This is a genomic window from Alloprevotella sp. (assembly GCF_057240785.1).
This window is the reverse complement of sequence record NZ_DBHHRH010000003.1, coordinates 45,057-57,386: the sequence shown is the minus strand read 5'-3', so window position 1 is coordinate 57,386 and position 12,330 is coordinate 45,057. Positions and strand designations below refer to the sequence as shown.

At 45.4% G+C, this 12,330-nt stretch carries 13 protein-coding genes; all 13 read right to left on the bottom strand.

Features of this window, described 5'->3' with window-relative positions; genetic code table 11:
• Positions 1-8: 8 nt before the first annotated feature.
• The 13 genes from ACO4R2_RS01245 to murA all read right to left on the bottom strand — a co-directional run bounded on the left by ACO4R2_RS01245 (position 9) and on the right by murA (position 12,313).
• Positions 9-548, bottom strand: a complete 540-nt coding sequence (locus ACO4R2_RS01245) for a F0F1 ATP synthase subunit delta (protein ID WP_484768877.1) — start codon at positions 546-548, stop codon at positions 9-11.
• Between the two features lie 25 nt (positions 549-573).
• Complete coding sequence (gene atpF / locus ACO4R2_RS01240; RefSeq protein ID WP_347719879.1) at positions 574-1,074, bottom strand: F0F1 ATP synthase subunit B; 501 nt, start codon at positions 1,072-1,074, stop codon at positions 574-576.
• 25 nt (positions 1,075-1,099) lie between these two features.
• Entirely contained in the window at positions 1,100-1,351 is a 252-nt protein-coding gene (gene atpE, locus ACO4R2_RS01235; RefSeq protein ID WP_311489905.1) for an ATP synthase F0 subunit C, read from the bottom strand.
• Between the two features lie 32 nt (positions 1,352-1,383).
• Positions 1,384-2,433, bottom strand: a complete 1,050-nt coding sequence (gene atpB, locus ACO4R2_RS01230) for a F0F1 ATP synthase subunit A (RefSeq protein ID WP_311489906.1) — start codon at positions 2,431-2,433, stop codon at positions 1,384-1,386.
• Positions 2,430-2,834, bottom strand: coding sequence for a hypothetical protein (locus ACO4R2_RS01225; RefSeq protein WP_311489907.1), 405 nt, complete (start codon positions 2,832-2,834; stop codon positions 2,430-2,432). Before ACO4R2_RS01225 ends, atpB begins: the two co-directional genes overlap by 4 nt.
• Before the next feature lie 28 nt (positions 2,835-2,862).
• Positions 2,863-3,108, bottom strand: coding sequence for a hypothetical protein (locus tag ACO4R2_RS01220; RefSeq protein WP_311489908.1), 246 nt, complete (start codon positions 3,106-3,108; stop codon positions 2,863-2,865).
• Between the two features lie 11 nt (positions 3,109-3,119).
• Entirely contained in the window at positions 3,120-4,655 is a 1,536-nt protein-coding gene (gene atpD / locus ACO4R2_RS01215; RefSeq protein WP_311489909.1) for a F0F1 ATP synthase subunit beta, read from the bottom strand.
• A gap of 82 nt (positions 4,656-4,737) precedes the next feature.
• A complete protein-coding gene (pfkA, locus tag ACO4R2_RS01210) occupies positions 4,738-5,715 on the bottom strand; it encodes a 6-phosphofructokinase (RefSeq protein WP_311489910.1) in 978 nt (325 codons plus the stop codon).
• 22 nt (positions 5,716-5,737) lie between these two features.
• A complete protein-coding gene (locus ACO4R2_RS01205) occupies positions 5,738-7,108 on the bottom strand; it encodes an SLC13 family permease (protein WP_484768876.1) in 1,371 nt (456 codons plus the stop codon).
• Positions 7,109-7,786: 678 nt separating this feature from the next.
• The gene (locus ACO4R2_RS01200; protein ID WP_311489912.1) at positions 7,787-9,226 is read right to left on the bottom strand and encodes a M50 family metallopeptidase; all 1,440 of its coding nucleotides are present in this window, start codon (positions 9,224-9,226) and stop codon (positions 7,787-7,789) included.
• 87 nt (positions 9,227-9,313) lie between these two features.
• On the bottom strand, positions 9,314-10,465 hold the full coding sequence (locus ACO4R2_RS01195) for a 1-deoxy-D-xylulose-5-phosphate reductoisomerase (RefSeq protein ID WP_484768875.1): 1,152 nt from the start codon (positions 10,463-10,465) through the stop codon (positions 9,314-9,316).
• A gap of 28 nt (positions 10,466-10,493) precedes the next feature.
• Entirely contained in the window at positions 10,494-11,009 is a 516-nt protein-coding gene (gene rimM, locus ACO4R2_RS01190) for a ribosome maturation factor RimM (RefSeq protein ID WP_311489914.1), read from the bottom strand.
• Entirely contained in the window at positions 11,006-12,313 is a 1,308-nt protein-coding gene (murA, locus tag ACO4R2_RS01185) for a UDP-N-acetylglucosamine 1-carboxyvinyltransferase (protein ID WP_311489915.1), read from the bottom strand. Before murA ends, rimM begins: the two co-directional genes overlap by 4 nt.
• Between the last annotated feature and the right edge of the window lie 17 nt (positions 12,314-12,330).

Below are 12,330 nucleotides of genomic sequence, written 5' to 3'. Positions count from 1 at the left end.
TTACTGTATTAACTTAAACTGCGCCGGAGTTGCAGCAACTGTGTGCGTAGACTGGCGTCTAGACGATATGTATCATATTGTAGAATGAAGCCGCCTTCAATTTTTGGATCTACATTGACTGTAAATTCCACATTACTTTTCGTTCGTGTTTCTACCATTTGTCTTAGTTTTTGACTAGTAGATGCACTCACGCTGACGGGAACTGTCAGGATGCCGCGAATGATACCTTTGCTCTTTAAATACAGAGAACAGAAAGTTAGAGCGATGAAATGAATCATCGAAGCCCTGTGGTTGTGGACGATGAGGTCTACGAAGCGGTTTGTAGAATAGCTGACTTCAGAAGTACCACAAGCTGCACATATAAGAAGTTCTGATTTCTTTGCATTGTCTAATACGGGGTTGGTGAGAGTCTGCAAAAGTTCAGGGACTTTTTGAAATGCTGCCGCTAGTGTGGTCATTTCCTGATACACACGGTCTTCTTCTTTATTGTCGGTTGCAAATCGCAGGAGCGTCTTTGCATAGCGTGTTGAAATAATTCCAATGTCCATAATTCAAAGCGTTAAGTATGCTTGATTACTTCACATCGTTCAGCATGCGTTGGATGTACTGCTCCTGCTCGTCGTTGCTTTGTAGCTGACGACGAATCACTTTCTCGGCGATTTGCACGGACAGATCTGCAACTTGCGAGCGAATATCAGCAAGAGCGTTTTCTTTCTCTGCTGCAATTTGCTTTTTAGCATCTTCAAGAAGCTGTTGGCCTTCGGTTTGTGCCTTGCCTTTAGCTTCATTGATGATGTTGTCGCGAGTTGCCATAGCCTCCTTGATGATTTGCGCTTGCTTTTCGTGCGCCTCATGCAGGATCTGTTCGCTCTCGACTTTTATATTGGCCAGTTTTTCATTGGCTTCGCGTGCATTCTTCAGAGATTCATCAATGAAGTTCTTGCGATCTTCTACAGCTTTGACAATGGTTGGAAATCCAAACTTAGCCAAGAGTCCAAAGACCACTAAGAAAGCAAGCAGCATCCAGAACATTAGACCGAAGTCGGGAGTCAGTATGGATGGCATATTCTGCATAATAAATTCGCCGTGTATTTGTGATTTACAAGAAGAAAATCAATACGCAAACAACCACTGCAAAGAGGGCAACACCCTCTATCAAACCTGCTACAACAATCATGTTTGAACGGATGTCGTTAGTAGCTTCTGGTTGGCGAGCAATAGCTTCCATGGCATTACCACCAATTTTACCGATACCGATACCTGCACCAATGGTTGAGAGACCTGCACCGATAGCGGCGCCAAACTTTGCAATACCTGCTGCAGCTACAGCTGCCTGTAAGAGAGTTAACATAGTTGTAATTTTTTGATTATTGTTTTATTGGATTATTTTTTATGATGTTCAGGGTGAGCTAAACCAATGAAAACGGAGCTCAGCATCGTGAAGATGTAGGCTTGGATAAAAGCCACTAATAGTTCAAGACAGTTCATGAAGAGAATTAGCACAAGGCTAAATGCTGAGAGCGAGGTTCCTACCCATGCGTTTACTTGGTATGTCACAAAGATAACGCATGTGATGGACAAGATGATGGCGTGTCCTGCTAGCATATTAGCAAAGAGTCGAATCATCAAGGAGAAGGGCTTTGTGAAGATTCCTGATAGCTCAATGACGGGCATCAGAGGCACTGGACACTTCATCCACACGGGCACTTCTGGCCAGACGATTTCTTTCCAGTACTCTCTATTACCTGAGAAGTTGGTAATTAGGAATGTAAGGAATGCTAGCACGAAGGTAATGGTTATATTACCCGTGACATTGGCACCACCTGGGAAAATAGGTAGCAATCCCATGAGATTTGTTACAAGGATAAAGAAGAAAACCGTAAGCAAATAAGGTGCAAAGGGCCTGTAATTCTTTTCTCCGATACTGGCTTTGATAACATCGTTGTTTATACTCATAACCAGCACTTCTATTACGCCCACAAAGCCATCGGGAGCTCCTTGTCGCAAATCATGTTTTTTGTACCAGCGAGCACAAGGAATAAAGACGAGTAGTAAGATAAAGACATTTATCCATATTTGTACTACGTTCTTTGTAATAGAGAAATCCCATGGGCGATCATTAAAACCTTTTTCAAAGATTTTGCCTTGGCGTTCATGGTCGATGTAGAATCCGTTATAAGTCGCGCCATGTTCCAATTTTTCAGAAGAGAATACTTCCCAGTTGCCTTCATGATGCTTCACGATAACGAGTAGAGGGAATGAGATGTGCTGCCCTCCCCAGGTTGTTATATGCCAGTCGTAGGTGTCGCTCAAATGTCCCAATACTGCTTCTTTAATGTCGATGGGTTTATCTTTATCCACGGCACAAGAAGTCATACTAAAGGTCAGTATAAGCATTCCCACGAGGAGTCCTATGATTCGTAAATGTTTCATTTCTTATCAGTCTTTTTTCTATGATATTCCACCATCACGAAGTAGGCAGAAGTATAGATGAGCGTCACAAAGAAGAACACGATGACATTGACAGCAAAGAGGAGTACGTTTTGGCAGCCGAGTAGTCCATAGATAATGATAATCATCGCTATCACCAATAGTCGTACGACTTTCATGAGTAGGTAGTATCCTGTGATGGCTTTACTGTTTGTTTTGTGTAGCCATGCTCCTGCAGATATTTCCAAAGCTGTCAGGACAAAGAACATAATGCTGACGAGCGTAATGGGAGCAAGTTGTTGCTGTGCCTGCGGTCCTTTCAAATGTACCTCTAAGAAGAAAAGTATTGGGCCTAAGAAACAGAGTATGAACCCATAAAGGCCTATTACTTTAAGGAAGTGCATAAGAGTTGACTTGTGAGTTTTTACTATGTTATTTATTGCTATTGACTTCTACGCAGATGGATACCTCGTTATGGGTCACCTCGATGAAACCTCCTTTCACATGGAGCTGGAAAGGTGTTGCACCGCTTAAGCTTACCACACCCTCCGTAAGATTGGAGATGATGGGGGCGTGGTTGTCCAGTACCTCGAAGGCTCCCATCCCTCCAGGTACGACGACGCTTTGGGCTTTGTCTTTGTAGAGAGTTTTTTCAGGAGAAACAATCGTTACACGCATGAATATACTATTTAAGCGTTAGCTTTTTCGAGAATCTTCTTACCCTTTTCGATGGCATCATCGATGGTACCGACATTGAGGAATGCCTGTTCGGGGAGATAGTCCACTTCGCCATCAATAATCATATTAAAGCCGCGGATAACTTCTTCGATAGGAACCATTACGCCTGGTACACCAGTAAACTTCTCTGCTACTGTGAATGGTTGGCTCAAGAAGCGTTGAACACGACGTGCGCGATTCACCGTCAGCTTGTCTTCGTCTGAAAGTTCATCCATACCGAGAATAGCAATGATATCTTGCAATTCGCTGTATTTCTGCAATATATGTTTTACCCGGTCTGCACACTCATAGTGTTCTTTACCGACGATGTTGGGATCAAGAATACGGCTGGTTGATGCCAGAGGATCAACAGCCGGGTAGATACCCAGCTCTGTAATTTTACGACTCAATACGGTGGTTGCATCCAAGTGGGTAAATGTTGTTGCTGGTGCGGGGTCGGTCAAGTCGTCCGCAGGAACGTAGACGGCCTGGATAGAGGTGATAGAACCATTTTTTGTGGAGGTGATACGCTCTTGCATGGCACCCATTTCGCTTGCCAATGTAGGTTGATAACCAACGGCAGAGGGCATACGGCCTAGCAAGGCACTTACCTCGGAGCCTGCCTGGGTAAAACGGAAGATGTTATCAATAAAGAAGAGAATATCAGTTTGCTTACCTTCTGCTGCACCGCTATCACGAAAGCTTTCTGCGATTGAGAGTCCTGAGAGAGCTACAGAGGAACGCGCACCAGGAGGTTCGTTCATCTGACCATAAACGAGCGTTGCTTGGCTCTTTGCCACTTCGTTGTAGTCCACTTTTGAGAGATCCCACTCGCCGTGTTCCATGGCATCTGTAAATTCTTTACCATATTTGATAACGCCCGACTCGATCATTTCTCTAAGCAAGTCGTTACCCTCACGAGTACGTTCACCAACACCGGCAAAGACTGAGAAACCGTCGTGGCCTTTGGCAATGTTGTTGATAAGTTCCATGATAAGCACAGTCTTACCTACACCGGCACCACCAAATAGACCCGTCTTTCCACCTTTTGAGTAAGGTTCTAACAAGTCAATAACTTTGATACCCGTATAGAGGATTTCGGAGCTCGTTTTGAGTTCGTCAAACTTAGGTGCTTGGCGGTGAATGGGATAGGCGGTGCCTTCTTTCGTTACCTCACGCAGACCGTCAATGCTTTCGCCCGTCACGTTCATCATGCGCCCTTTGATCTGTGGACCAGTAGGCATTGTGATTGGGCTTCCTTGTGGGCGAACTTCCATGCCGCGGCGCAAGCCGTCGGTATTGTCCATGGCTACGGTACGAACGGTGTCTTCACCGATGTGCTGTTGTACTTCAAGCACGATTGTGCGGCCGTCATCATGCGTCACTTCTAGGGCTTCATGGATCTTCGGCAACACTTCGGCTGCTGGACGACCTTTGGTGTCGAAGAATACATCCACAACGGCTCCGATAATCTGAGAGATACGTCCGTTTATTAGGGTATTGTTCATTATTTTATTTTATTAGATTTTTTTGTACTGCAAAAATACATAAAATTCTTAACAGATGAAATTTTCTTTCAGCCTTTTATTCTTATATGCTTAATTCGTCAAGCACTTTTATCAGGTTGCGATCGATAGGTTTTTTCTTTCCCACAGCGTCAACAAAGGGAACGTAAACTAACTCATTGTTGCGTACACCTACCATCACATTGCGTTGGCCTTGTTTTATAGCTTGGATGGCGCCTACGCCTGTCAGACTCGCCAAAATTCGGTCATGAGCAGATGGACTACCGCCGCGCTGGAGGTGTCCTAAAATACTTACGCGTACATCAAATTCTGGATATTCTTTATTTACACGTTCAGCATAATACATGGCTCCACACTTCGGGCTCTCACTTACAATGACAATGCAGCTTTTCTTGCTTTTCCGAATACCTCGTTTCATAAATTCAATGAGCTGATCAGAGTCGGTGGAATCTTCGGGTATAATAGCTGCCTCTGCACCTGCGGCAATTGCACTGTATTGTGCCAAGAAACCAGCATCGCGCCCCATCACCTCCACAAAGAAAATACGCTCATGACTGGTGGCCGTATCGCGAATTTTATCTACACATTCTTTGATGGTATTTAGCGTGGTGTCGTAGCCGATAGTGGAATCTGTACCCCAGAGGTCATTGTCGATAGTTCCGGGGAGTCCAATACAGGGGAAATCGTATTCATCAGCCAATAACATAGCACCTGTTAGTGAGCCATTACCTCCAATCACTACTAGGGCATCTATACCTTCCTTCACAAGAGTGTCATAGGCTTTCTTGCGCCCTTCTGCAGTAGTAAATTCTTTGCTACGAGCGGTGCGGAGGATTGTGCCACCGCGCTGTATGATGCTACTAACGTTCTCTGTCGTAAAAAGCTGTACATCGTCGTTGATAAGGCCTTCATAGCCGCGATATATGCCTTTTATTTTATAGCCATTGCTGATGCCACTGCGCGTCACTGCGCGTATGGCAGCGTTCATGCCGGGAGCATCGCCACCCGAGGTTAGAATACCAATACAACGTATTTTCCCCATTTTTTATTTGTTTTTTGTTAAGTTAAAAGATATGTGTTGTTATAACAAACACTGCGCCGCCTGCTGCTGCACCCATGAGTACCTTTACAAAGATATGTCTGACGTACCATGTTATGCTTACATTTTCCATTTTCCGAAGAGCATAGCCAGCTGTAGTGCCAATAAAAAGGAAAGTGCCCCCCATCGCTGTAGTGTAGCTGAGCCACGGCCAGAAGTTACCATCGGGCTGGAAGGGGGCTGCGGTATTGGAGGCGAAGAAACCTACATTGAGAAGGAGCATTGCCACATTGTTAAAGACAATAGAAGCTGCACCTGCCACTATTCCCACAAGGTAGTAGTTGTTGCCGTGCTGTGTGACCCAAGCGGCGATTCTTGGCAGAAGGCCACTCTCACACACAGCGCCTACGCTCAGTGTCAACCCCACAAAGAGAAGTATGTTTTGCAGCGTCTGGTATTGTAGTGCGATAGGGCTGCGTTTACCTGCCATCAAACCGCTAGAGAGGAGTTTGCGATTGCAGAGCTCGTTAACTATCCACAATACGCCCAATACGCACAAAGCGCCGCTAAATGAGGGCAAGTGGGTTATGCGGTGATAGGTAGGAATAAACCACAGACCGCCGATACCCACAAAGAGCATCAGTGCGCGTTGCCAGAGGTTAAGAGTAGAGTCGTCACCACGGTAGGGAGGAATGGAACGTACCAGACGGACATGAGCTGGAAGAGACTGTTGAACAAGCAACGTTGTCACTCCCACGGCCACCATGCAGGGGAGCATCATCATCATGCTGTAATGAGTAGGTGTGATAAGTCCATGATTCCATAGTGTTAGGCTCGACACATCACCGATTGCGGTGAATGCTCCACCGCAATTAGCCGCCACCACGATAACACTACCAAAGCGCAGTCGGCTACGTTCGTCGGCTACTATGCTGTGCATCACGGCAAGCATGAGGCATGTCACGGTGAGATTATCGAGGTTAGCGGAAAGAACAAAGGTAAGACCGACCACAGTCCACAAAAAACGACGTGGTGAGCGTGTACGTAGCCATACATGAAGGAAGTCGAAGCAGCCGTTATTGTCGAGCACTTCTGTAATGCTTAGTGTGGCTAGCAAGAAGAGTATGACTGAGGCGGCATCGAGAAAATATTTAAAGAAGACATGTTCAGCTATAAAATCTTTCACTAAGCTGCTATTGAGTGACGCACCGTGGAAAAAAGTGGAAAACTCCGCTTCGTGCTGAGAGAGTACAAAATCGGCACCATAGCAGATGTACAGCACCCAACACACTACACCAATAAATATAGCCACAGCGGCTTTGTTAATGTGATGGAAAATTTCAGTGGCCATTGCTAGTAGTCCAAAGAGAAAAAGAGTAAGGATTCCGATTCCCATACAAGATTGTTCTTTCCAAATTTCTGCAAATATAATAATTCTTTTGTACTTATCATGTTTCTTCTTTTCCCTTATGTGAGAAATTCCTAGGTTTATTTTTATTATAACACTGATAGAAACGAGATCAATATGAGAGTTTATATTTATGTGTTGGTGAATAAGTGTTTGATAATTAGTGTCTATCTCTGGAAGATGTAGGTATTATCCTTAAGTTTGTTGGATTTGGAACAGCAAGCGTAGACGAATGAAGAGGTGTATGAGTTGCAGTAGAGGCTATGCGATATCTCTCACGGGGCCGCCCTTCTGGCACCACACGTGGGTATTCCTGCTGAAGGCATTACTATTGTGTTTGGGAAAGCAATTGGGGTTACTAACCTACGCGGTGTTACGATGTACTCGGTAATCCCTCTTTAGTTACAACGTTCGGTCTGAAAGATGGTGGTATGCAACTGATGAGAATGTAATTTCGTACAATTCTTCTGATTTACTGTTTTTTCTCATTGTCTCTAGTGGTTGAGGAGGAGATGAGTAGTGTTATTTTCAGAAAGTGTTAATGGAGCAACGTACTTCATAATACTGTGTGATATATGTAGATAAAACACTGCCTATCAATGGCTGTATACGAAGGCATTTGAGCTATGATAGGCAGTAGAAATCAGTAGTTTAATAAGGAAACGCTTAGAAAGCAAAGTGGATGAGGTCGTTAAAGATAGCATACGCCATCAGCAGTAGGAGAAAGCTCATGCCTATCTTCTCTGCCATTTCCATGAATTTCTCACTGGGTTTTCTTCGTGTGATAACTTCTGCCACAAGGAAGAGCGCATGCCCACCGTCAAGGGCCGGTATGGGGAGAACGTTCATAAAGGCTAGCATGAGCGATATAAACGCTGTAAGCTCCCAGAAACGTTGCCAATCCCACGTGGTTGGGAAGAGTGAACCGATGGCACCAAACGAACCGATAGATTTAGCCCCGTCTTTTGTGAAGAGGTATTTCAAGTCATCGATGTAGCCTTTAAATACACCAATTCCGTGCTTTATGCCTGCAGGGAAAGCTGCTAAGAAGTTATAGTTGATGTGTGTTTTCTCGTATTTCTCGCGAGGAGCAGTCCAAGTGGCTCCGAGAGAGAGTTGTGCATCGAGTTGAGCCTCGAGCGTGTCGATACTGCCGTCTTTGTGTGCCACTGCTAGTGTAACTGTGCGTATGGCAAGACTGTCCTTAGGGCTGCATCCTGGAGCATGGGAGAAGACGCGTTGTAGCATCGTTCTGTGATCCATATCGTTTGCTTTCTTGTTGAGCTTTTCAGCAAGCAGAGTTTTCTCTAATGTGAATTCGTTCCAGGTGGAGATACTCTTTCCATTGAAGCCTACCACTTTGTCGCCAGCTTGTATGCCTGCTTTAGCCGCTGCACTACCTGCCACTACGCTATCGATGACACTGGGCATCAGTTCGAGCATAAAGGGTGGTTTGTGTTTCATCATGTCGAGCATATTCATCTTGCCCGGTAGCGTGAGTATGACCTCTCTTCCGTTGCGCAAAACGGTGCATGAGGTGGCTTCGCTGATGGCACGGTAAACGTTGCCAATGCTTTGTGTGTTGTCGAAACGTGTGAAAGTCACTTCATTGGTGCGAAGGGGGATGTCACCGTCTCTAAAGCCATATTGCTGAGCTGTCTCGTTGAATTTGAAGCCGTCCTTTACGTTCTCTATGGGCACGTAGGTATCGCCCCATACGAAGAGAATCATGGCGTAGATGAAGAGCGCAACAATGAAGTTGACGATAACGCCAGCTAGCATCACAATGAGTCGTTGCCAAGCTGGCTTTGCGCGAAACTCCCAGGGTTGAGCAGGTTGCTTCATCTGTTCTGTGTCCATCGATTCGTCGATCATGCCTGAGATTTTTACATATCCTCCTAGTGGCAACCAGCCGAGCACGTATCTGGTGTCGCTCTTCTTGGGTTTGAAGCTGAAGAGATTGAACCAAGGGTCGAAGAAGAGAGCAAATTTCTCGACACGAATCTTGAAGAGTTTAGCTGCTAAGAAGTGGCCTCCTTCGTGCAGAAACACGAGAATAGAGAGGCACAAGATGAGCTGGAGGGCTCTGATGAGAAATACTTCCATGAAAAAAGGTGGGTTTAGTGTCTTGTTTATGAGCGTCTATCCTCTAAAGGGTAGCACTTGCTTGTTTTTGTTTGTGTCTATGTGTGATTATTCTTGGATGAGCTGCTGTGTGTAACGACGTGTTTCACTATCGGTTGTGAAATAGTCTTCCAGTGAGGGCGTGGCAATAAAGGGGACTTCCTCCATGGCTTGAGCAATGATGCGTGGGATGTTCATAAAGCCTATTTTGGCCTCTCTGAAGGCGATATTTACTACCTCGTTGGCTGCATTCATTATGCAGGGTATATTACCACCACGCTGGCAGGCATCATAGGCTAATTGGATGCAGGGGAACATCTCTCTATTGGCCTTCTCAAAATGGAGTGTCTGTATCTCGAAGAGATTAAGACGTCCACTGTTGAGCGGTAGGCGTTGAGGGAAGGAGAAGGCGTACTGGATGGGAAGACGCATGTCTGGGAGCCCTAACTGGGCGATGATAGAGCCGTCCTCAAACTGCACAGCTGAGTGGATGATACTCTCTGGCTGCACCACGATTTCTATATCTGCAGGCTTTACATTATAAAGCCATTTGGCTTCTATCATCTCAAAGCCTTTGTTCATCATTGTGGCAGAGTCTATCGTTATCTTAGCTCCCATCTCCCAGTTGGGATGACGAAGAGCTTGCGTTGCTGTCACTGTCTGTAGTTCTTCAAGATTGAGCTTGCGGAAAGGGCCTCCACTGGCCGTGAGTAGGATCTTTTCAATCTTATTGCGTCCTTCTCCTACAAGAGCTTGGAAGATGGCCGAATGTTCGCTATCAACGGGGAGAATAGGCGCCTGGTTTTCGAATGCAAGGCGTGTGATGATATCTCCTGCCACTACTAGGGTCTCCTTGTTGGCTAACGCTATGGTCTTGTGTGCCTGAATGGCGTGGACAGTAGGGCGAAGTCCTGCAAAGCCTACCATTGCCGTTAGAACAATATCTATGTTCTCGTTCTCTACCACTTCGCAGAGGGCTTGCTCACCGCTATACACCTTGATGTCGGTATCGGCCAACGCTTCCTTGACCTGATTGTACTTGTCGGTATCGGCAATGACAACAGTATCGGGAGAGAACTCGCGTGCTTGCTGTATGAGTAGGTCGGCATTACTGCCAGCTGTGAGCGTATGTGCTTCGAAGAGGTCCTTGTGTTGTCGGATAACATCTAAAGCCTGTGTTCCTATGCTTCCTGTAGAGCCGAGAATGGCTATCTTCTTCATATAATGTGTTTGTAATAAGTCGTGTAGATTAAATGAGGTCTAGTATGCCTTCTGGTAAATTGAGCTCAAGAACTTTCTTTTGTAAGTCGTAGTGGAGCAGAAAATCGTCGTGGTAAGGGATTAGATGACCCGAAGAAAGCGAAAGAAGGATATTAACAGAAGAGTCGTCAACTTCCATAATTCTACCTAGACTTCTGCCTTGCTGATCGCTGACTTTAAAGCCTACTAGTGCTTTAAGGGAAGGGAGAGTGTCGGCATCTTCTTTGCAGACAGCTGCTGCTGGGTAGAATACTTCTGCCCCCACAAGTCGCTTTGCTGCTGCTTCAGTATCTATGTCCACCAACTTTAAAATAAGCGTACTATCGTTCTTAAAACGATATTCTTCCCAAAAGTAAGGCACTAATATTCCATCTCGATTGAGCACAAGGTACTCAGCCTCTCCACGGTCGAAAGCATCATTGGTGAATTGAAGTTCTACTTCTCCGATGATGCCTCTATAGCGCGTTATACGACCTATATAGATAACGTCTTCTTCTCGAATCATTCTGTACGCTTGATATTTGCTCCGAGCGAATTGAGACGCTCTTCTATGTTTTCGTATCCGCGGTCGATCTGCTCGATATTGTCTATAATGCTTGTACCTTCAGCACTCATAGCCGCAATAAGCAGGGCTATACCGGCACGAATATCGGGACTCGTCATGCGGCGAGCTCGAAGAGTAAAAGCGTTGTTATGGCCCACTACAACGGCTCTGTGAGGATCGCAGAGGATGATCTGTGCTCCCATCTCTATGAGCTTATCGACAAAGAATAAGCGACTCTCAAACATCTTTTGATGAAAGAGTACAGAACCTTTGGCTTGCGTAGCTACTACGATAAGAACGCTCAACAAGTCGGGCGTTAAGCCAGGCCAAGGTGCATCCGCTACAGTCATAAAAGAGCCATCAATGAAGGTCTCAATTTCGTAGTTGTCTTGCCGAGGAATATATAAGTCATCACCACGACGCTCCATCTTTATGCCTAATTGGCTGAAAGAATAGGGGATAATACCCAATTCTTCATAAGCAACATCCTTGATGGTGAGTCCATCGCCCGCTAAGGCTGCCATACCTATAAAGGAGCCGATTTCAATCATATCAGGTAAGATGCAATGCTCTGTACCTTGAAGCTCTTTTACGCCTTCTATGGTCAGTAAATTAGAGGCGATACCACTGATCTTCGCTCCCATACGGTTTAGCATTTTGCAAAGCTGCTGAATGTAGGGCTCACATGCTGCATTATAGATTGTGGTAGTTCCTTCTGCTAAAACAGCAGCCATAACAATATTGGCTGTACCTGTGATACTGGCTTCATCAAGCAACATATAGGTTCCCTTGAGCTTATCAGCACTAATCTCAAAAGTTTGTTGCTTCATAGAGTGGCTAAACTTGGCTCCTAACTTCTTGAAGCCAAGGAAGTGTGTATCTAGTCTACGACGCCCTATCTTATCGCCTCCTGGTTGCGCAAGAGCTGCCCAACCATAGCGAGCTAATAGAGGTCCTAATAAGAGTACAGAACCGCGCAATTTAGAGCAGCGCGATAAGAATTCAGTGCTACGAAGATACTCGAGATTGAGTTCTTTTGCTTGAAAGGTGAAATCGCCTGGAGCATTCTTTGTAATCAAACATCCCATGTCGCTCATCAATCTTATGAGATTGTTGACATCGAGAATGTTAGGAATATTAGTTATTCTAACGGACTCAGCAGTAAGCAGCGTTGCCGCAATCACTTCGAGAGCTTCATTCTTAGCTCCTTGAGGAGTTATTTCCCCTTTGAGGCGGTGACCGCCTTCAATGATGAAAGATGCCATAATTGATGAGGATAAAG